A 20,434-nucleotide genomic window follows, 5' to 3' on the forward strand; every position below is an offset into this window, starting at 1 on the left:
TGGGACCCGACCGTCTCCCTCGGCGACTTCCTCCTGCCCGTCTCCGCCGCCGCCCTGCATTCCTCCGGTCGCGTCGTCGCCATCCACACCGACAGCGGACGCCTCGGCCATGTCCGCCCGGTCGCCACCCCGCGCGCCCCTCTGGCCGCCTATGTCGCCGGACCCGGCACCCAGATCGGCTTGCTCTCCACCCCCACCGGCGTCGCCATCACCAACCCCGGCACCATCATCGTCCTGGAAGCCGGCGCCTCCCAACTCGCCGCCTTCGACCTCAACGGCAACCCGGTCCGCTACTTCGGCACCGCCACCCCGCTCGACTTCACCTTCGCGCTCCCCACCACCAACACCTACCTCGACGTCGCCGTCGACGGCGCCGGACAGATCTACCTGCTCTACTACACCGGCGATGGCTCACAGCCCGCCCAGTACCGCATCGACGTCTATACCCCCAGCGGCACCCTGCTCAACAGCAACAGCCCCGGCACCAACGTGCCCCACCTCGCCGTCGACTACTGGCGCAGCATCTATGCCGCCAACTACACACCCCTGCTCGACACCGCCACCGGCCAGCCCCGCATCGACCCCACCCTCGGTGTCGCCGAACCCTCGCTCAGCCGCTTCGATCCGCTATGAAATCGCTAACCCACTCCCTCGCTTTCATCGCCGCCCAGCGAAGGTAACGTGCTCAGCCTGGACATCCCCTCGTAATGGGCAGACACCAAAAAGGACGGCAGCGTGGCGCCCAACATCCTGGGGCGAACCGGCGGCGGTTTCGTCATCGCCGCCGTGAACGGCTTCACCCTGACCATTGATACCGTCGCAGTGGGCTGTCATCACCGCGCCCCCGCGATGCCAGCAATCCGTTCTGCTACCGCTGGAAAGTGCTTTGCGTGAGAGACTCCGACCAATACAGCGCCAAATACGACGCCGACTGCCCGGTGTTAGCTGTAGTGCGGCGCCACCGCGTTTCCACCATTCGGTGTGACAATTGCCAATTTGAAGACGTACTACATTCTGATTTTGCGGGATTAGGAGACGCCTCCTTGCCTGAATAATCCTGACTTGCCGAGGCCGCAAACGCGGAAAATGCGAGAAAGAGCGCGATCGATTTACCCGCCGTAGCGGGCAAACCCTTACTTTTGATGACTTCCCCTTCTGGATGCGCACGTTCGCGAAGCAGACGAGCCGACCCCACTCAGGTCGGCTCTCCAGCTTACTCAGCGTTCTTGCCGGCCTAAGCCTTGGGGTTAATGCAATGAATCTTGACCCGCTGCGACTTGCGAGTGACCGCGTAGGGCCTGCCATCGGCCGCCTTGATGTGGATACTGCGGCGGCCGCAGATATTTGAGCGGAAGTTCACTTTCACCCGGTAGGAACCCTTGGACTTGATGAACGGCACCCGCTCCACGTCGAACAGCCGCCCGCCCGCCGACGGATCGCCGTCGTAGAAATCCACCATGAACTCGTTCACAGGCTGCTTGCCCGTCCTGATCAATGCCGAGACGGTGATGGGCTTGCTTGCCTTGGCGGACTTTTTCGAGACCTTCACTTTGCCCAGAGTCAGCTTGATGGTCGAAGGATCCACCCCAGGGGGCCCCGCAGCAGGCACACCCGATGGAGCGGGCAATACGGCCAGAGGCGCATTGTAAAAGCCGATGTTATTGCTGTAGGAAGGCCCGCCACTGACCACTTCCTCCAGCGCGACCGCATCGGCGAAGGAATTGATGGTTCCCGGCAGTGCGCTGAGGCCGTGTCCAGTGGACTCCTGCATCAAGCTCCCATCCGATTTCTGCCCCCACACCACGACAAAGAAGGTCAGGTAGCGACCACTGTAGGAAGTGGTGTCGAAGGTATCGCTATTTACCAGGATCCAGTTGGCCGGATCGCCCGGCGTCGCGCTGAAGGGCGGAACCGGGCCAACCTTGACGTCGTTGCCGATCTGGAAAGTGGAACTGGGGTATTCCGTGTTGGTCACCGCGTTCCATTGGACCCCGTAGAACCTGACATAGAGGCTAGAGCCCGTCGGCATCGCTGCCAGACTGTAGTTGTGCACCCGGGCAGTGAATATCAGTTTGTCGCCCGCCGTCGCATTGGCCAGTTGCGGGCCCTGCCCTGGCGTCACGCCCTGTGAGGCGAAGTTGGCGCTGGAGATGAAGAATCCCCGCATGTAATGGACTTCGCTCATCCAAGGGTTGTCCGGAGCCGAAGGGGCGAGTTCGACACAGTCCATCTGCGAGGCACCCGTGCCCGTCGGGCGACAATTGGGCGGGATGCTGGGGCTGGCAAGCCCCGGCGTCGAGACAATCAGCCGGTTCGGGTGGTTGAGCGCGATGTCGGGCGCGCCGCCGTAAGCCTGCGCCCACCACAGGCCCGCCGAGGTGTCGGTGGGATCGGCGATATAGGCGGTCTGCAGCAGACCAAAGGTATTGATGTCGGCACTCGGACCGGTACCGGACGCGCCCGCGGGCGGCTGCCGGCCAAAGATGACAGGCTTCACCGCGTAGGCGTACATGATGGGTTCGGCGAAACTGCCCGGCTTCTGCGCTGTGATGCCGGTCGTGGCCGACAGCGAGGTGGATGATTCCTGGGCCCTCCCCAAACCGACACTGGCGGTGACATCAAAGGAGGCGTTGACATTGCCCGTACCGACGCCGGCGAGGCCCTCGGTCACGGAAAACGAAAGGTCGTTTTCCACGGAGTAATTCTGATCGAATGAAACCGTCTGGCTGGAATTCGTGCCGGTGTTCCACGCATTCTTCACCTGGATGTTGCTGGCGTCGGTGTAGAAAGCCACATCTTCCGAGAGCTTCTGCAGAGTCGGCAGATAGGCCTGCAACTGCGCGTAGCTCGCCGGGTAGGAGAAAATGTTGCCGTACTCCCACGGCGGCTGATACCACTCAAGATTGCTGGCCGGCGGCGTCTTAATCTCCGACGGGGCGGGCACGGAAACTTGGAAGGTCAGTGGTTTTTGGTCCGTGATCGCGCATGCGGGACTGGTCGCAGGACACGCGGTGCGTCCGATCACCGGATAGGAGTAGACGTAGAACAAGGAATCCTTGATCCAGAGTTGATCGGTCAAACCGGTTTGCTGGTTGATGCTGAACTCTGTCGTCGAGAAGCTGCCATATTTGGTTTCCGCCGAGGTTTTCAGATCCGCAGTGGTGGTGGCCGTGTCTTTGACTGTGGCGCCGTCGCCGTCGTCCTCGTCGCCGATCGCGATGGCAGCGCCGGCCGTCAGCTTGATGCCGAATGAGGTGCTGAGGCTGTTGGTATTGGTGCTCGTCGTGGACTGTGTGGTATCAAGCTCATACCTGGAATAAAAACCTTCGGGAATCACACTCAGATTGAGCAAACCGGTGCTGCCTGTCGCCGAGGTGACGTAGTCCGCGTGCATGGGCGGCGCCGCGAGGATGACCGAAGGCTGGGCCTTTTGCAGGGTAATCTTGGTTGGCGCGCCCAGCCGGTATGAGCGGCCTCGAAAATCGCCAACGGTCAAAATCATGCTTTGCACGTTATTGACTGGATATTGTGCATTTGGCTCTTGAAATACGCCCGTCGGCAATCCAGTATAAGGGTTCTGGCTGAGTTGAAAGTTGTTGAGCGGATCGACGTTGTAAATGTAGATACGGCCTGTATAAAACTGGTAACCTCCGTCATAATTGGCATTTATTCCTCCAAGTGCAATTTGAAGTATGGGGTTTCGTTCGGTCGTATTTGGGGTCGTGGAAGAAGCCTGCAGGTGATCGAAATTACCGATTGCGATGTCCTGGCCCCAAAAGTTGCCGACATTGGCAGGGATCTGTCCATTGCCAGAGAGCGCGCTGGTTACCGTAAAGAAGCTTGGATTGTTGGTATTAAAGGACGGGTCGACGGTGAGTACCTGCAAAGTCGATCCGATGTTCGCAGTCGAAGAAAGCCAAATTAACTGATCGGTATTGCTAGCTGGGTTCAGCCTTGCGGCCTTCAGTTTGAAGACTACATAATCATACTGAACGCCGGGTGGATAATTATACGTATAAATCAACTTTGGCGTAATTGAATCCGGCAAGGTCGCGCCCCCGCTAAAGTCGATCAATTGCGTTGTGAAAACCCCTCCATTTGAAATGTAGTCCTGGGTGGGGTCTATGGAAACATTGATATAGCTGCCGACGATCAGTTGATCATGGGGTGCGGAGCTAAAACGCCCAGCGGTCATGGTAATGGGGTGATACCCGGTATCTGCGGCAGTGCCCAACTGGACCTGACCGCCGGTGGAGATTGTAAGCGATGTGGGAGCGACACTGAAAGTCACAGCGTACAAGGTGCGACTCGGGTCGATGTAGGTCGTTGCAAAGTCGCTAATCCCATCCCCATTAAAATCCCCCACGGCGACGTCTCGGATTCCATACGCATTGAACGAGAATTGCGGCCCGAAGTTAAAACCCTTGGTCGGGTCGTTGGGATCTACCGCAGTCGCGATCCGCATTTGGGGTTGATAACTCGAACCCGATCCCGTGCTTGATACCATTAAAATATCATCGTATCCATCCCCATTGAAGTCACCCACTTTCGCAAAGAATACACCACCACCATCTACCCAAGAGACGTCCTGGTGACCAATTTCCGATAGATGGCCGCTGTCGTCGCCCGTAAACCAAATCAGCAAAGGAGGCAACTGATTGTTCGCCCCATACTGGAAAGGAAACTGAACCAGTGTATCTCTGTCCGTATTGAAGAAACGACCGGCCGCCTGTCCCATGGCGAGATAGCTGGGAGGGGCCAAAAGACCATTTTTTCCGGTTGGCACTTGGTAGTAAGGGTACCAATACTCCGCGCACCCTGAGGCGGCGTTACACCCCGCAGTGCCGTTTTTGACCGTGGGGACCGCTGGACCTGGCGATGGTGCATCCACTTTCGAATTCGTTGAAATAAGGGTATAAGTGCTTCCAAAATCCTGGTAACTGTTCGGGCCACTGTCATAAATTAGGTTTTGCGCTCCGAAGCTTAGAACCAGATCGTCGTTGCGCAAGATATGCCTCTGACCGCCGAGGGGATCGCTTACGTTGCTGTAATCCGGTTGAGCCGGCAGTGCGACACTCGCCATACCGGATAGGATGATCCCAAAAGCCAGACATAAGCCCAAAGCCCGAGAATACCGCCGTTGCGCATTCTGGTTTCCGTTTAGTGCTTGATACCCACGATTAACATACATCGTAAAACACTCCCTGGTAATAGGTTGAAATTTGCTGAAACGGTCGAATCGGCCACGGTCAGCTGCGCGATATGCGGCGGCGATACGGTTCAGGCGTGGAACGGGCTGATAGCCCGGAGTCCGCTTGTGGGTTTGCGGCGTGTGACGGATACACCCCGAAGGGGAATACCGTTACGTTGGTGAAATTTTCGCCAAGAGGGTGGCGAGGACGAATCAGGCGCGCGTCGGAGTCGAAACACGTTTCAGGCATGAAGAGCTTCCCTAGATGGCTCATGTGACACTCCTTTATCAACATTGAACTGTTTCGATCCCCGCAAGCAGGCGTTCAGGGGACTATCTGGGCGGGCGGCGTAAGCTGATTTGGCCGCTATCGGTCGGTAAATTGACGCGACTTCGTACAATCACGTACTTGCGTGTCCTCATACTGCCGACGAAACTTGACATATGTCAAGAAATCGCCGGAAATTTGACTAGTCTGGACTCCCGCGACGGATGCCAAAGGCGTCAGCATCTTGCTCTGTGAAAAACCCTGCTCGTCACAGGGTGTGGACCGAGATACTCCACTCAGGCCAACGCAACCCGGGACTCACAACCGAATGCGCAAGGAAAACGATCAAATGGAAAAACTCGCTTCTTCTCGCCAGCCAAGCAGAAACCGTTTCCTCACGTCGAGCCTGACGCTTTGGCAACTTTTGCTCCTGACCTACACCCTGTGCCTGATCGCCCATCCCGCCACAGCGGCAACGGCCAAGCCGAAGGCCGCGCCCAAGAAGACCGACGCCTGCCTGGCCAATATGCCGGTGGCGACGCCCATTCCCCCGGCGGTGCGCGTGGTTCAGTTGGTTAACTGTTCCACGGAAACCATCCTGGGCGCGGCCAATGCCGCCAAGAACGGCCCCGACAAGGCACTGACCTCGATATTTCCGCGCGAGGGCACCTGGGTCATGAAGCCGGCCGGTTCACCCAACAACGCGAATGTGATCACCCTGGACATTCCACCCGAGTGGGCCGACACCAAAAAGGAAGGCAGCGTGGCGCCCAACATCTGGGCGCGCACCGGCTGCCGTTTCGAAATCGCCGCGGACAAGGCCCAGTGCGAGACCGGCGGCGCGGGCGGGGTTTACGATGTCAGCAAGGCCAAGCTTGGCCCGCCAGGCGCGGCGACCATCACCGAATGGACCTTTTACCAAGCCGTGACTCCCGCCCCGGGCTCCACCTACTATGTCGACAATTTCGACATCAGCGCCGTGAACGGCGTGAGCCTGACCGTGGATATCGTGGCGGTGGGCGGGCACGACAGCGACCCGGGTGACCCCAATAACCCGTTCTAGCTGGCGAAAAACGCGCCGCTGTCAGTGTACGGCCAGGACCTGCGCGCTAATAGCAACTGCCCGGACGGCTTCAAGCTAAAACGTTCCGACCTGACCTCCGAGAAATATAAGGAATACGGCTTCGTCATCGAAGGCAGCGACGGCAAGCCCCTGGGCGGAGACGCCACCGTGGGCTGTTTTTCCAATTGCGGGAAGTATAAGTTTCCGGTGGAACCCGCCCAGAACTGCGATACATCCGACCCGACTTGCTACCGCTGGAAAGTGTTCTGCGCCGGAGACCCCACTCAGTACGGGGCGAGCTGCAGTACCGACAACGACTGCCCCGTACTGGCGTCCTGCTGGAACAATCCTGGCAGTACCCAGAACCAGAAGTGCTCCCTGCGCGGCTTTATCGCCAAGCCCCCCTGCCCCGACGACGTCTGCACCTTTCCCTATGGCTACCTAAATCCGGCATCGGGACTCCCGGACTATTCCACGCAGCCGCCTTTCGGGCTCTGCTCGGAGGTTGACCCCAATAATCCCGGCGAAGCCTGCATCGGGGACGACACGGTGCACGAGGTCTTCCCCCATGCCTATACCTGGCCCAACGACCCGCAGGTTTACGCGGACGACGCGCCGCTCTACCGGGTGGTCTTCTCGCCCGGCGGCACCAGCGTACCGATCACGCCGTCCGTGGCCTCCCTCCCGCAGTGCAGTGCCCTGACCTCCAACATTTACCAGCCCGACCAGGCGCGTACCCTGTGCAGTATCGATATCCAGAATGGAGCGGTATTTGGGATCGCCCGCCCCTCCCCCAATGCCTGGAGCTGCAATCTTGGCGATGGCGCCGGCAACGACGGGGTGATCTGCCGCTGGAATTCCCAGTTGGCCACGGTCAAACCCAGCTTCGATGGCACCCCGGGCAAGCGCAGTTGCAGGACTCGCAGCCATGCGACCCTGACAAGGCATTTCGGCAGTCTGCGTGTGGCAGCGCGCATGCACGGCTACGCCAACAAAAAGCAGTTGACGAAGGCGGTGAAAGCCTTCTGCCGGGGCTAGCGTCCGGCGGTTCTGAGGATGATTCCGTTCGAGCGTGGCTCCCGGCGACCCAATGCGCCGGGAACCCCAGCCAGCCCCTCATGCGACGCAAGAGCGGTCCCTGGCAAAGCCCAAGGCACAAGCGAATGCGGCGGTGGCAGCCGCCAGCAGCCTGCCGGTCCGGTATCGCACATTTTTTCTCGCAGCATCAAGCTTGAGTTCGGTTGGGAAACGAGACTTCCAGAACCACGCAGCCCTCATCCGTTCTGAACGGCCCGTGCAACTCACCGGGCGGGCGACTGGCGTAATGGCCCGTTTCCAGCCAGACACCGAAAGCCTCATCGTACAGACGGCCGCTGACGATGAAGATTTCCTCCGGGTAGGCATGGCGCTTGCCGCCGAACGCGGCGGTGTCTGCTCCCGGATGGAAGCGGGTCAGCCGAGTATATTCACCCGTCTCCTGATCAATGCTGAGTGTGAGTTCTTCGGCCATACCTTCCAATCCCGAAATAGGCTGCCATTTTCCGCCGTTAACGGGCAACAGCGGGTTCCAATACGTGATGGTGGATTTCGACATAGAAACTCCTGAGTGGCCCGCTCCGCCAGAGGGCCGTGCGAGCCTGCGGCAGAGGCGTTTCGCCGAATGCTTTAGACACGGATAATGCGACAAACTGCCCAGGACCTCCACCTGTGCATGACCATCCATCCAACGCGCACTCACCAAACGCTTGCGCAGCAAGCGTTCCATCACGAACACGTGATGTGTATTCCATGTGTCCCGCCATGGGAGGACACCTGCCAGTTCACCAAGCTCCGCAAACCGCTTTCGATCCCCGAGATCATGGCGCACGGGCGCCCACGCGCGGCATATCGGCAAGGGTTGCGAGTCGTATCTCCATGCTACCCACTCGCCGCCTCGTACGGCGCCCCGTCCTTTTTGAAAAAGCTGTAGCCGCCGCGGGTCGCGCGCGCTTCCAGGTCCACATCGGGATAGTGCGCCGCATCGCCCGGCAGCCGGTCCCCCACTTCCAGATAAATCGCGACGCGCTCAGAGCGATTGATCAACTGATGCCCGTCAGGTTTGCCGGCGGGAAATCCTGCGCACACGCCGGCGCCAAGTACTTGCTCTCCATTCTCCGTCACCAGGGTCAGCTCGCCCTCTAGGACATAGATGAACTCGTCCTGGCGGGTATGCCAGTGACGCACCGCGGACATCGCCCCCGGCTCCAGCCGGACCAGGTTCACGCCGAAAGCTTGGAGCCCCAGCGCATCGCCGAGGGCCTGTTTGCTTCGCCCTTGGGTCAAGGAGCGGAGTTCTTCCGTCGGATAAATCGAGCCGGTCCTGCGGGGGACGTCGGCGGGGTCGAGGGCAGGCAATGTCAAGGGTTTCTCCGTGTTCATGTTTGTCATTCCGCTTCTTGCTGGGTCATGGCTAGGATAGCAACCGCGGTCCTGACGTCCATACCCGATTCATGGCCGTGTCACGCCGTCCCGCTCAACTCTCACACGCGCTCAGGCTTCCACGCCTCCACTTGGAGGCGCACCATGGCCACATGGATTTGCTCGCCGCCGTCATTGGCGCCCGCCGCCTCGGCCAGATAGCGCTGGGCGACCAATTCTATGAACCGCTCCCGCCTTGCTGCCGGAACTCTTGCCGTGTACGGGTGCCAGGCCGTGCGCAGCCAGCCGATGAAACCTTCCATGGTCTTGTGAACCATGTCCTTGTCGACCAGTGCAACCCGCCCGGGATCCAAGGCGGCTTCCCTGAGCCAGTGTCGATAGCTTGCCACCTCGTGGAATCCGTAGGTAGATTCGAATCCCTCGAAATTCTGGCGCCAGGCTGGCTCAGCGGCGATTGCCTCGAACGCCGAGATCAGCGCCGCAGCACTGCCCCGTCCACCCATCTCCATGAAGCAACGGCCACCCGGCGTCAAGGCGCGGGCAATGCCGGCCAGCACCGGCTGCGGATCCTTGACCCAATGCAAGGCCGCATTGGAAAAAACCACGGAGAATTCGGATTCGTATAGCATCGCCTGGGCGTCCTCCCGCTGGAATGCGAGATTGGGACGGCCATGGCGCGCCTGTGCATAAGCAATCATGTCCGCCGATAGATCCATCCCGACCACGCGGCCCTCGGGAACCAGCTCGGCAAGCACGGCGGTGATGCGTCCGTCGCCGCAGCCGATGTCCAAGATCGTATCGTCCGGACGCAGATTCAATTCTGCCAGGCGTTCCCGCGCCCAGCGCTCCTGGCCGGCAGAATGGCGCGCATAGTCCTCCGGGCTCCACTGATACATCGCTGTTCTCCTCATGGTGTATGGACGAGAACAGCATGCCGCAGGCAGCACCCGAGGAAAATTGATCTTGCGCGAAGGCGCCATCGCCGACGGCGATGCCTGGATTCAGATGCGGCCAGCGACGAGATGATCCAGCAACAGCCGCGCCGCCGCCGACAAGCCTTCCAGGGAACGCACGCAGAGGTGGAGCCGGCGCCTGGCCCAGGCATCGTTCAGAGGCAGCGACACCAGTCCCAGCGAGCCTGTGTAGGGCGTGGTCGCCCCTCTCGGCACCACACCGATGCCCAGCCCCGCCGCCACCATGGCGCAGACCGCATCGAAGCTGGTGACCCTTACTTTCAGATAAAGTGCTCGCTCTGCATCGGCCGCCGCGCGCAGCAGCCGGTAGTGCAAGGCGCTGTCGCTGTGCAGGCCGATGAAATCGAATTCCAACGCGTCTCGGAAATCGATGCGCTTGCGCAGGGCCAGGGGATGATCCGGCGGCACCAGCAGGACCAGTTCGTCTTCACGGAAAGGTATCAGCACCAGATCATGGCCGGCGGGGACCTCGCTCACGATCCCTAGATCGGCGAGATTGTCGGCGACGGCTTGGGCAACGGCCCCGCTTACCTGTTCTTCGAGTTCCACCTGAATTTCCGGATGAGCCGTCAGGAACGAGGCCAACGCCGACGGCAGGAATTCCACGATGGCGGAAATGTTGGCGAACACCCGGATTTGCCCCCGGATGCCCGCCGAGTAGCTGCGCAGCTCGCCATCCAGCTGTCGGGCCTGATGCAGGACGACACGGGCGCGGGCAAGCAAGGCAAGGCCTGCCGGCGTCGGTGCGACGCCCTTGCTGCTGCGCACTAGCAGCGCCGTGCCGTAAACGGCTTCGAGATCGGACAGGCGTTTGCTTATGGCCGAGGCCACGGTATGGCACCGCTCGGCCGCCTTGGCGATGCTGCCGGTCTCCGCGGTGGCGACGAACAATTCCAGATCCTTCAGATCGAAGCGCATGCTTACGGACAGGATGAAAATCTGGAACACATGAGGTGTTTCTGCCTGCTCGCGGTCCGTCGGTATCGGGCTAGTGAAGGATCACAGGTTGTCATCGACACGCACGCTCTCCAGAAACCGGAAGATGGCCGGGTTTTCGCAGCCCGCTGCATTGAAGCGCAGCCAGGGGGAAGCTTCCTGATGCGGCCTGAACAGCGCGCCAGGTGCCAGCATGATGCCCTGTTTGGCCGCAGCCCCGGCCAGCGCTGTGGCGTTACCGGACGCTTCCCGGCGTGCCCAGATGAATAGACCGTCCTCCGTCTCCTGATAGATTTCCAGCCCGCTGCGCTCAAGGTTCCGGACAGCCTCGGCCCGGGCTTTTTGCAAACGCGAGCGCAGTTTTTCCAGGTGCTTGCGGTAGTAGCCGTCGGTGAGGAGTTCATAGACCAGCCGCTCATCGATTTCCGATGTGGTCAGGCTGGTAAGCAGCTTGAGGTCGGTCAGGCTCTCGGCGATTGCGTATTTGCAGGCCAGGAAACCGACCCTAAGGCTCGCGGAAACGGTCTTGGAAAAGCTGCTGACGAACACCACCCGCTCCAGCTGATCGAGGGTCGCCAGGCGCGTGGCCCGTCCCGTCAAGAGGTCGCCGTAGATGTCGTCCTCCACGATCAGCAGATCGTGGCGCTCGGCCAGTTGCAGCACCCGGTGGGCGACCGACTGGCTGATGCTGACGCCGGTGGGATTGTGCAGCAGAGTGTTGGTAAAAAAGATCTTCGGCTGGTGTTCCAGGATCTGGTTTTCCAGGACTGCGGTGTCCGGCCCCGACGGGGTCCAGGGCACGCCCACCAGTCTCGCCCCCGAAAGCTTGAGGTAGCCGAACAGGGTGTAATAACCGGGATCGTCCACCAGCACGGCGTCGCCCGGTTTGACGAACAGCCGGGCGATCAGGTCCAGGGCGTGGGTGGCGCCGCGGGTGGTGACGATCTGCCGGGGCGCGCAGGCTATGCCCTGGTCTTCGAGCCGCCGTGCCAACAGAGACCGCAAAGGTTCGTAGCCGGCCGGAAGCCCGTAGCCAGTCAGGTACGTGCCGCTCTTGCGGGCGAGCGTGCGCAGGCTGCGCTGGATGCCGGCGCCATCCATCCATTCGCCGGGCAGCCAACCGGCGGCGGGCATGGCGATGTGGGGCTGCTCTTGCAAGGCGTTGCGCAGCAGCCAGAGTACATCCATGGCGCGGTTCAGTTGACAGGACTGACTGGTGGCGGCGCCGGATTCCTGGCGCGGTGGCACATAAAATCCCGAGCCTTGGCGGGATTTCAGATAACCCATCGCCACCAGTCGATCGAAGGCCTGGACCACCGTGAATTTGCTGACCCGGTGCTGTTCTGCGAAATCCCGGATCGAAGGCAGACGCGTGCCGGGCCGTAAGGCCCGTTCGTCCACGCGCTGCTTGATGCCGGTTACGATTTGCTCGATCAGGGGGCGGCTGTCGGCTGGGTCGATATTGAGTGAATTCATGACTGTATTGGCTCAGCGACCGGTACAGGTTCGGCGGACAGGGAATCAACTGTATCTGTATTGTCCGGCTCGTCAGCCTTATTGTACGCCCAACGGGGTCAATCGACCCAGCATCAACCAGGAGCCATCATGACGCTTTTTGACGTGGCACTCTCCGGCAACTCCCACCTCGCCCGAATGCAGATCTTGCCAAATTGCGTCGGGATGCCGGGGCAGTGACCGTGAAACCGCAACTGTCCCGCCGCGCCGCGCGGCTCACCAGCTCCCTTATCCGCGACATCCTGCAGGTGACACAGCGGCCGGGGGTCATTTCCTTTGCGGGTGGATTGCCCGCGGAGGAGCTGATGCCTGACCTGGACTTCACCGGCCTCGACGACTGCCGGCAATACGGCCCCAGCGAAGGCGAGCCGGCTCTGCGCAGCCTGATCGCGCAAAATCTATCCACCCTGGGTATCGCATGCGATGCCGAGCACGTCCTGGTGACGTCTGGTTCGCAGCAAGGCATCGATCTGGTGGGCAAACTATTCATCGATGAAGGCTCTCCGGTGCTGCTAGAGGCACCCACCTATCTGGCCACAATTCAGGCTCTGGCTGTGTACGGTGCGGAGTTCCAGGGGTTATCGCTGACTGAGGACGGCATCGACCCGGATGCGCTGCGCCGGGCCATCGTTGACCGCCGGCCGGCTTTCGTCTATCTCATTCCTACCTTCCAGAATCCCTCCGGCTGTTGCTATTCGGACGAAGTCCGTCGCGCCGTGGCCGAGGTCCTCGACGAGGCCGGCGTGCCGCTGATCGAAGATGATCCCTACCGTGACCTGGCCTACGAGCCGGCCGACCGGACGCCTATCTGCGCCTATCTGCAGCGGGCAGCCTGGGTGTACCTGGGGAGCTTCTCAAAGATTACCGCGCCGGGTTTGCGGATCGGCTATCTCGCCGCTTCGCACTCGTTGTTTCCGGGGCTGGTGCGACTCAAGCAATCCAGCGATCTGCACAGCAACCGGCCAGGCCAGCTCTGGCTCACGCAGTTTCTCAGATCGGACAAGTTCGACGCTCATGCGGCGCGCATGGTCGGAGTCTACCGGGATCGGCGGGATGCCATGCAGGCCGCGCTGCTGCGTCATTTCGCTGGCATAGCCCAATGGCGAGCGCCTGCTGGCGGTCTGTTCTTCTGGCTGCGCCTGAACGCGGACTGCGATACCCTGGCAGCGCTCCACGAGGCCTTGACGCGCGATGTGGCGTTCATGCCAGGCGAGCCGTTCTTTCCCGCCGGGAACCTGCGTTACCCGGCCGTGCGCCTGAATTTCAGCCACGCCGCGCCCGAGCAGATGCTTGAAGGGATCGCCGTGCTGGGCGAGCTTTTGGGCAATCTCGCCGGTGGCACTCCAAGCCGACGCAGCTAAAGTTCGACCTCTGTTTGAACCTGATTTCCGGCAGAAGGTAGCGTCCCATGAGTCTGACCCTCATTACCGGCAACAAGAACTACGCTTGGGCGGGCTTCAGTTTCGCCCAAGTCTCGACGGCCTCCTGGCTGGCATTGGCCTATCTCACCGCTTTCGGCTCCATGGTCGGCTTTGCCGCCTACATCTGGCTGTTGCAGCATGCACCGATCATGCTGGTGGCGCGTATGCCTATGTCAATCCACGCGTGGCGGCTTTTCTGGGCAACTGGTTCGCGCAGGAACCACTGACGTCGCGCATCCTGTCCGTGGCGGCGATCATTGTCATGTCGGTGATATTCATCAACTCGGCGCACCGATCCAGATTCCAAAGACCCGTGGCGCGGGCCTGAAACACCGGAGAGTACTCTAGGTCCGAGATAGAAGTGCCTCGCCAGATAGAAAGACGGGCGGAGATGAACCACCGGTAGCTGCCCTGAAAAGCAATCAGATCCTGGCAGTCACCTTGTCGGACGGGCATCCCGCCAGGCTCTCGCAGGCGGGATTCGACCGCGCGTGGGCTGAGGCCTAAGGCTTGTTCCGCGCCTTTGCAGCGCCCTGACGCTCGCACGGGCGATGCGGTTTGCCTGGAGCGCCGGCGTGCAGTGCGAACGCTGCCGGTAGCGTTGTCCGCAAAACATGAGCGCATGGAAAAGAACGAACGAAAACGTATCGAAGAGGCCGTCAGCTACGGCATCGCCGCCTACCTGGCGCGCCGCAAAGCAATGATCCCGCCCTTCGTTGAGCGTCATTTTTCCTTTCGGGGCGCCTTCGCGTTGCAGCGGCGCACCCTCCTGCATGACATCTACAAGGTGCCGGTCAAGGGCTTGTGGGCACTGCCCGCCTTCGCGGCCCATGGGGCGGACTTTCTATGCGCGAAGCTGGGCGCCGCGCGAGTGCGCGCGCGTCTTCGCAAGATCCTGTCCGGCAGGACGACCCGCTATCAAGAGATAATCAACTGGGTTATCCAGACCGAACTGCTGGAGCTGCCGTGCGTCCAAGGATCGCGAATAGCCACCAAGGACGCGTTGTTTCATTACGTCCTCGAGGAACCCGAGGTGGAGGGGGTTTGCGCCGATTATCTGGCCGGCGGCAAGGCCCGCAGCCAAAGCACTGCTTTCCGCCAGGCGTTGGAGGCAAACCTGGCCGAGTACAAGAAAACCAGGCTCGCGGTTTCGGAACTTGCGGGCAATATCATTCCCCTGGCGAGCGGCTACGCAGCCTTACAGAAAGCCACGCCCAGCTTGCTTTCGGCCAGCACTGCGGCAGCGCGCACTCTCGCCCAGCAATTGGCGATCAACCATTTCGCGTCTGATCTTCCAGGAGAATGCCGCAGTCCCACGCGTAAGGAAGAAGCGGTGTATCGAACCAACGCACGGCGCGCTTTCCGATGTTGATGGCAACTCTTGGCCCCCGGCACAACCGGAATATCTGGCGAAGGCTCCTTTATGAATTCCTTTCAGTAAGTTGCGGCTGGGTACGAACTGGGAGCGGATGGTAAATGTCCGGTTGGGCCGACCTCAAGCCTGGAGACCTGTGCGACTGCATCACTGCAACCGCCTTTCCAACGGCCATTGCGCCACCACAAAGAGCACGGATAATCGGACTTATCGATTCGATCCGATGCGGATACGGGATGTTCAAGGCGCCATTGGCCCAGCGCATTGAAGAACTTCTGCAGCCTGCGCCAGAATCGTGGCCGCATCCCTATAGTCAACGGCTATGGCGTGGAGCATGCCCCGGTGCTGCAGTGTCAGACTGGGGAATCCGTGGGCTCCCAGGTGCAGAGAGAGATTGAGCTGGGATATCAGCTCGGCCTGAGTATCCTCAGCGCTAAGGTCCGCGGCAAAGCGCACCGCATCCAGCCCCACGTCCACGGCCAACTCGATCAGGGCATTGGCGTCAGAGGGATTACGCGCCAGCAGATAATAGGCCTTCTGAATGGCCAGGATCATCGGTTCCTCGAAACGGCTGCCCTGGCGCGTCGCCGCGATCACTGCTCGACAGGCCGGATAGGTGGAACGCCTGGGTGTGCAGTTCGACCAGAAGTCGAAGTTGAAATCCGTACCCGGCACCCGTTGCTGAATCGTGCGCCAGATCGACTGAATCTTCTCTCGCATGGGCTGCGGCATAGGCTCATCGGTATCCGGCGCCAGTCCACCGAGTACGCGCTTCAGTGTCAGTGAATCGGGTCGCTGAGCCCGGAGTTGTTCCCAGACCGGATGAAAGGCCCAGCACCAGCTGCACATGGGATCGTGCACATAGTAAAGCGTCGCTGCAGCCTGGACCCTTCGATTATTGGACATGACTGATTTAGGAAAGTCGGTAACTTGCTGCAGTGTGCTCGGGTCGTCTGCAACGAGCAAGTTTCCATAGGGCATGCCGGGTGGCCAGTTCTTTCCACAGATTCCGGGGAGAAGCCTGTGGAAGGTCCTGTGGAATCACGTTCGAGGCCTTACTGGCTGGGTTGTGCAGCCGATGTCCAGGTTTTCTCCAGCGCCGCCGTGGGGCATGATCGGGTAGCATGAGGTGATGCAGACTGACCGATTGCCCGTGAGCACCGCCCTCGATGCCCAGCCGACCCAGGAGCGCCTGAGCGGGTCGGTGGAAAGGGTGACCTTCCACAGTGAGGAGTCTGGTTTCTGCGTCCTGCGGATCAAGGTGCGCGGCCAGCGGGATCTGGTCACCGTGATCGGTTCCGCTGCTTCCGTCACGCTGGCTGAATATGTCGAAGGCCGGGGCGTCTGGGTCAACGACCGCAACCACGGCCTGCAGTTCAAGGCCCTGCAACTGCAGGTATTACCGCCCTCGACCCTGGAGGGTATCGAGAAGTACCTGGGCTCCGGCATGGTCAAGGGCATCGGCCCCCACTTCGCCAAGAAGCTGGTTCGCGCCTTCGGCGAGCAGGTGTTCGAGGTCATCGAATCCGAACCGAAACGCCTGCTGGAGTTGGATGGAATCGGTCCTAAGCGCCAGGCCCAGGTCACCCGTGCCTGGGCGGAGCAGAAGGTCATCCGCGAGATCATGGTGTTCCTGCAGTCCCATGGCCTGGGCACCTCACGTGCCGTGCGCATTTACAAGACCTATGGCGATGAAGCCAGCATCGGGGTCAGCGAGAACCCCGACCGCCTGGCCCTGGACATCCACGGCATCGGCTTCAAGACCGCGGATGCTCTCGCCCAGCGCCTGGGGATTCCACCCGACTCGCTGATCCGTGCCCGGGCCGGCGTCCGTCATGCATTGCAGCAATGGTCGGAACAAGGCCATTGTGCCGCGCTGAGGGACACACTCATCGACATGGCAGCGCAGCTGCTGGAGATCCCGGAGCCAACCCTGGTGCAGGCCATCGCCGAGGAACTGGACGAAGGCAACCTGATCGCTGAAACGGTGGGAGAAGGCGAGGCTCTGTTCCTGGCGCCCCTGCACCGCGCCGAGGTGGGCCGCGCCAGACACCTGCAGCGCTTGTTGTCGGGCACACTGCCTTGCCATGGCCGCCAGACAAGTGGCTCCTTCCACGCCCACCTCGATCAGGCCGCGCCGAGTGAATTCCATGAGGTCACGTCCCGGGCCGCAGCCGAAATCCAGAATCCGCAGGGGAGGCTCACTCTGCAGGTGGCGCAGCAAGGCATCGATGTTCTGGCTGACATCTAACCTAGTGTGCCGTCGCGAAATTCCGCAGCATGCTGGTTGTAACAGCCCAGTTTTCCGGAAAAGATTGCTTCCAGGTCGTGTGAGGCCAGTCTCATACAAACATCCAGTTGTGACACAATCGCGATGACCCATTTTTCGCCGGGCGGATCGGTTGCATGAATGCGGCTGCAAAGGACAGCCCCGCGAAGCCGAACATGGGCGAGAGGCCCGGTTCCTGCCGCTCGGAATAAAACTAAGTGCTGGGGAAAGCCGATCGAAACACCTTGCGCTTTTCCGGCGTGTCCAAGCCTCGGCTCAAAGCCCACTGATGCTCCCGGAACAGCGCCCTTACCTCGGCCGTGATCTCGCGCCCGCGCACATACCAGCGTTCGACACCATCGGGGCTCACAATGGCCAGGCCATCGTCTCGATGCACCTGCTCGTGCTCATGCCAAAGCTTTGTGCCCAGAAACAGGTAAATCCCCTTTCTCGACCAATGGTCCCGGTTGTCTTCGGTAATTTCCACCCAGTGAGCCATAAGCGCCTCAAATGCTGCTATTTGATCCCCAGTGGTAACGCGGTGAATACGCCACCGAATCGGACCGCAGAGTTCGCCCTATCCTCTCGGCTGCGGGCGGCGCCTGCAAGGGCAACCGAACTGAATGCTGCATTCACAAAATCAGCGTTTATCAAACAACGCGAGTTTACGCGCAGTGCCCCGCCGACGTTTCGGCTTCCACCCCCCCCCGGAATTCGCGGCGTATCGATCGATTGACCCACCGCCCGCCGGCGGTAGGTGCCGATTAAACTCAGCGTCCTTGACAGTGAAATACGTCGAATACCAGCTTGTGGTGAATAACAGGTAACAGGAACCGGCCAATTCCGGTCGTCCGCCAATTCTTTGAGTGATCACCTGAACGTCTGCTCCTCTCAGCTTTCCATCGCTCACCCACCGCAGCCTTTCTCTTGTAGTTTGGCCACAGCTGTCGTTCTTGCCTACTGCCCAATTGAGGCCGAACGGCAGCGTATGGATTTTCCTGGAGTTGGTGGACCGCTCCGTTTCGGCTCCCAGGACTCTGCGGTGTCCGCAAATTGCTCTAGCGTCTCAACGCAGGATCGCGGACGTCTCCTTGTCTCCTCCAGTCCTAGTGATAATCACCTGCTTGGCGAACCGCCTCCCGATAAACGCCCTAACTCATTCGCCTCTTCCGGATCGAGAACGTCTGCGGGCAGAATCCATTCCAGTAGGGGCGTTGTCATGAACGTAGTCAGCAGCGCCATAAGCACCATCATGGCGAACAGCGTGGGCGAAATGACACCAATATCCAGACCGACATTCAAAATCACAAGTTCCATCAGGCCGCGCGTGTTTAGTAATACCCCCATGGCACTGGCCTCAGGCCATGACATTCCTGCCATCCGAGCGGCTATAGCTGATCCGCCAAATTTCCCAAACACAGCGACAGCCATGATTAATCCGAAAGCGGCCCACAGTGTGCCGCCACTGACCATTTCGAGGCTCGTCCTGAGTCCCGTAAAGGCAAAAAACAGCGGCAACAGAAAAACCAACGTGACGTCCTCAAGCTTTTCTGTCAGAGCGCGGATGAAGTCGGTCTCCCTCGGGAGAACCGCGCCGGCGAGAAACGCTCCGAACAAGGCATGAATACCCAGCCACTCCGTGATTAAAGCCGAGAGAAGCGCAAAGACGAGAACGAGAGCCAGCCGATCATGGGTTAGTTCGCAGAAGTGTCTTCTGAATCGCCCAAGCAGTGGACGCACCCACATGAGCATGGTACTGACGAAGAGAAACGAACCCCCGATTGCAAGCCAGAGCGGCCCTTGTGTCATCGAAGAGCGAACCAGTAACACGACAGCGGCGAGGATGATCCATGCCGTGACGTCATCTATCGCGGCACACGCCAGCGCTGCAGCCCCCACGCGTGTATGCATCAGGTGCTTTTCGGCGAGGATGCGTGCCAGCACCGGGAATGCCGTCACACTCATGGCCGCCCCCAAAAAGAGGGCAAAGCCCACAAACGAAACGCTGCTGTCCGAAAGCTCGATGTATAAGCCAAGGGCCAGCGCGGCGCCAAGAACAAAGGGAACCGCAATACTCATATGGCTTGTTATGAGCACCGTGGCGCCCTGGGCGCGAAGCAATTTGGGATCGAGTTCTAGCCCAACCAAGAACATGAAGACCAGCAGTCCTATCTGACTCACTGAATTCAGGAAGCCGAGACTGGTCAGCGGGAAAACAGCGTGAAACCATTCGGGTGCCAGCCAACCGAACAGCGAGGGTCCCAGCATAATTCCCGCAGCCATTTCCCCAACGACTTGTGGTTGGTGGATAACGCGGAATAGAAAGCCCACGCAGCGGGCAACCGCAATGATCAAGACCATCTGCCCCAGTAGGAGTAAGAGATTGGGCATAGACGCCCCCCCGCCAATTTGCTTAACTGCCGTAACCGATCCGGTTGCTGCGGGTGCCTGAAGGTGCTGGCCGGCGATCAGAATGCCGATGAGAAAAACAAAGGGGATACCCACGAGAGCGAGATATTGCAACGCTGTGAATAGACATCGCCGCGAGAACAGTGTTGGACTAGGGGGCTCTTGGTACATGATGTATTAGCTAGCAATTGCACATCGAGCGGGACAGGCACGAAATGCGTATGGACTCTACCATGGCGACCGCAATCCACTCGAATTTGAGCCAAGTGGACGCGTGAAGCACGGGGCGACACCATCCGACCGAGAGGGAAATGCCTAATCCCGCGGTCAGCGGATGACGTCACGGGGTTGCATTGCAGATTCGCTCACCGAATAACGTGAGGGAAGTCGCGGTGCCACTGGTTGACCGTCACTGCGCGACCAGCGGCCAAGCCGAGGAAGGGTGGCCGTTGGTGCTCGCAAAGTTGGCTATTTGGGTAGCAGCTTTGTTGCAGCAATATATTGTAGAAGTCGCGACCTGATCTGACAGTTACCCGTTTTGGGTGCGCTGGGTTGTCAGATCAGATTCAACTGACCGACTTTCTGGTTCCACACC

Annotated in this window: 17 protein-coding genes; 8 read left to right on the forward strand and 9 right to left on the reverse strand. The window is 60.2% G+C overall.

Translation table 11 applies throughout. The annotated features are described in order from the left end of the window. Window positions 1-633 (forward strand): NHL repeat-containing protein (locus EK23_RS23760; RefSeq protein WP_045227210.1); only part of this gene is annotated, 633 nt, incomplete at its 5' end. A gap of 102 nt (window positions 634-735) precedes the next feature. Then, window positions 736-894: a hypothetical protein gene (locus EK23_RS23765; RefSeq protein WP_158002561.1), complete on the forward strand. Its 159-nt coding sequence runs from the start codon at window positions 736-738 to the stop codon at window positions 892-894. A 340-nt stretch (window positions 895-1,234) separates the two neighbouring features. Here the strand turns inward: EK23_RS23765 and EK23_RS20170 are convergent, their stop codons facing one another. Beyond that, entirely contained in the window at window positions 1,235-5,008 is a 3,774-nt protein-coding gene (locus EK23_RS20170; RefSeq protein WP_158002562.1) for an FG-GAP repeat domain-containing protein, read from the reverse strand. Between the two features lie 800 nt (window positions 5,009-5,808). Here EK23_RS20170 and EK23_RS20175 point away from each other — a divergent pair. Beyond that, entirely contained in the window at window positions 5,809-6,522 is a 714-nt protein-coding gene (locus EK23_RS20175; protein ID WP_158002563.1) for a thaumatin family protein, read from the forward strand. A gap of 24 nt (window positions 6,523-6,546) precedes the next feature. Further along, a complete protein-coding gene (locus EK23_RS20180; protein ID WP_045227213.1) occupies window positions 6,547-7,560 on the forward strand; it encodes a hypothetical protein in 1,014 nt (337 codons plus the stop codon). A gap of 187 nt (window positions 7,561-7,747) precedes the next feature. Here EK23_RS20180 and EK23_RS20185 read toward each other — a convergent pair whose 3' ends face one another. The 5 genes from EK23_RS20185 to EK23_RS20205 all read right to left on the reverse strand — a co-directional run bounded on the left by EK23_RS20185 (window position 7,748) and on the right by EK23_RS20205 (window position 12,326). Continuing rightward, window positions 7,748-8,116, reverse strand: a complete 369-nt coding sequence (locus EK23_RS20185) for a cupin domain-containing protein (protein ID WP_045227214.1) — start codon at window positions 8,114-8,116, stop codon at window positions 7,748-7,750. 323 nt (window positions 8,117-8,439) lie between these two features. Then, window positions 8,440-8,940, reverse strand: coding sequence for a cupin domain-containing protein (locus EK23_RS20190; RefSeq protein WP_045227219.1), 501 nt, complete (start codon window positions 8,938-8,940; stop codon window positions 8,440-8,442). Between the two features lie 101 nt (window positions 8,941-9,041). Beyond that, window positions 9,042-9,836 carry a class I SAM-dependent methyltransferase gene (locus EK23_RS20195; protein WP_045227215.1) on the reverse strand — a complete coding sequence of 265 codons (795 nt, stop codon included), beginning with the start codon at window positions 9,834-9,836 and terminating at the stop codon, window positions 9,042-9,044. A 105-nt stretch (window positions 9,837-9,941) separates the two neighbouring features. After that, window positions 9,942-10,862 carry a LysR family transcriptional regulator gene (locus EK23_RS20200; RefSeq protein WP_235282230.1) on the reverse strand — a complete coding sequence of 307 codons (921 nt, stop codon included), beginning with the start codon at window positions 10,860-10,862 and terminating at the stop codon, window positions 9,942-9,944. Between the two features lie 51 nt (window positions 10,863-10,913). Then, window positions 10,914-12,326, reverse strand: coding sequence for an aminotransferase-like domain-containing protein (locus tag EK23_RS20205; RefSeq protein ID WP_045227216.1), 1,413 nt, complete (start codon window positions 12,324-12,326; stop codon window positions 10,914-10,916). A gap of 221 nt (window positions 12,327-12,547) precedes the next feature. On the opposite strand from EK23_RS20205, the gene EK23_RS20210 reads away from it, so the two are divergent. The 3 genes from EK23_RS20210 to EK23_RS20220 all read left to right on the forward strand — a co-directional run bounded on the left by EK23_RS20210 (window position 12,548) and on the right by EK23_RS20220 (window position 15,158). After that, a complete protein-coding gene (locus EK23_RS20210) occupies window positions 12,548-13,726 on the forward strand; it encodes an aminotransferase-like domain-containing protein (RefSeq protein ID WP_235282231.1) in 1,179 nt (392 codons plus the stop codon). A gap of 47 nt (window positions 13,727-13,773) precedes the next feature. Then, window positions 13,774-14,013 (forward strand): hypothetical protein, encoded by a 240-nt coding sequence (locus EK23_RS20215; RefSeq protein ID WP_045227217.1) that lies wholly within the window; start codon window positions 13,774-13,776, stop codon window positions 14,011-14,013. Between the two features lie 395 nt (window positions 14,014-14,408). After that, window positions 14,409-15,158 carry a DUF6635 family protein gene (locus tag EK23_RS20220; protein ID WP_052808401.1) on the forward strand — a complete coding sequence of 250 codons (750 nt, stop codon included), beginning with the start codon at window positions 14,409-14,411 and terminating at the stop codon, window positions 15,156-15,158. A 243-nt stretch (window positions 15,159-15,401) separates the two neighbouring features. On the opposite strand, the gene EK23_RS20225 is transcribed toward EK23_RS20220, so the two are convergent. Beyond that, the gene (locus tag EK23_RS20225) at window positions 15,402-16,067 is read right to left on the reverse strand and encodes a DsbA family protein (RefSeq protein ID WP_045227223.1); all 666 of its coding nucleotides are present in this window, start codon (window positions 16,065-16,067) and stop codon (window positions 15,402-15,404) included. Window positions 16,068-16,314: 247 nt separating this feature from the next. Here EK23_RS20225 and EK23_RS20230 point away from each other — a divergent pair, with 247 nt between their 5' ends. Next, on the forward strand, window positions 16,315-17,412 hold the full coding sequence (locus tag EK23_RS20230) for a helix-hairpin-helix domain-containing protein (RefSeq protein ID WP_235282232.1): 1,098 nt from the start codon (window positions 16,315-16,317) through the stop codon (window positions 17,410-17,412). Window positions 17,413-17,644: 232 nt separating this feature from the next. On the opposite strand, the gene EK23_RS20235 is transcribed toward EK23_RS20230, so the two are convergent. Further along, window positions 17,645-17,929, reverse strand: coding sequence for a hypothetical protein (locus EK23_RS20235; RefSeq protein ID WP_045227218.1), 285 nt, complete (start codon window positions 17,927-17,929; stop codon window positions 17,645-17,647). A gap of 617 nt (window positions 17,930-18,546) precedes the next feature. Beyond that, complete coding sequence (locus tag EK23_RS20240) at window positions 18,547-20,010, reverse strand: cation:proton antiporter domain-containing protein (RefSeq protein ID WP_082054380.1); 1,464 nt, start codon at window positions 20,008-20,010, stop codon at window positions 18,547-18,549. Between the last annotated feature and the right edge of the window lie 424 nt (window positions 20,011-20,434).

The sequence above is a fragment of the Methyloterricola oryzae genome, from assembly GCF_000934725.1.
In the GTDB taxonomy this organism is placed as follows: domain Bacteria; phylum Pseudomonadota; class Gammaproteobacteria; order Methylococcales; family Methylococcaceae; genus Methyloterricola; species Methyloterricola oryzae.

What these genes read in the sequence shown, in the direction of transcription:
- EK23_RS20175 (WP_158002563.1), top strand. Translation starts at nt 5,809, where the DNA reads ATGGAAAAACTCGCTTCTTCTCGCCAGCCAAGCAGAAACCGTTTCCTC.
- EK23_RS20185 (WP_045227214.1), bottom strand. Translation starts at nt 8,116, where the DNA reads ATGTCGAAATCCACCATCACGTATTGGAACCCGCTGTTGCCCGTTAAC.
- EK23_RS20190 (WP_045227219.1), bottom strand. Translation starts at nt 8,940, where the DNA reads ATGAACACGGAGAAACCCTTGACATTGCCTGCCCTCGACCCCGCCGAC.
- EK23_RS20195 (WP_045227215.1), bottom strand. Translation starts at nt 9,836, where the DNA reads ATGTATCAGTGGAGCCCGGAGGACTATGCGCGCCATTCTGCCGGCCAG.
- EK23_RS20205 (WP_045227216.1), bottom strand. Translation starts at nt 12,326, where the DNA reads ATGAATTCACTCAATATCGACCCAGCCGACAGCCGCCCCCTGATCGAG.
- EK23_RS20215 (WP_045227217.1), top strand. Translation starts at nt 13,774, where the DNA reads ATGAGTCTGACCCTCATTACCGGCAACAAGAACTACGCTTGGGCGGGC.
- EK23_RS20220 (WP_052808401.1), top strand. Translation starts at nt 14,409, where the DNA reads ATGGAAAAGAACGAACGAAAACGTATCGAAGAGGCCGTCAGCTACGGC.
- EK23_RS20225 (WP_045227223.1), bottom strand. Translation starts at nt 16,067, where the DNA reads ATGTCCAATAATCGAAGGGTCCAGGCTGCAGCGACGCTTTACTATGTG.
- EK23_RS20235 (WP_045227218.1), bottom strand. Translation starts at nt 17,929, where the DNA reads ATGGCTCACTGGGTGGAAATTACCGAAGACAACCGGGACCATTGGTCG.
- EK23_RS20240 (WP_082054380.1), bottom strand. Translation starts at nt 20,010, where the DNA reads ATGTACCAAGAGCCCCCTAGTCCAACACTGTTCTCGCGGCGATGTCTA.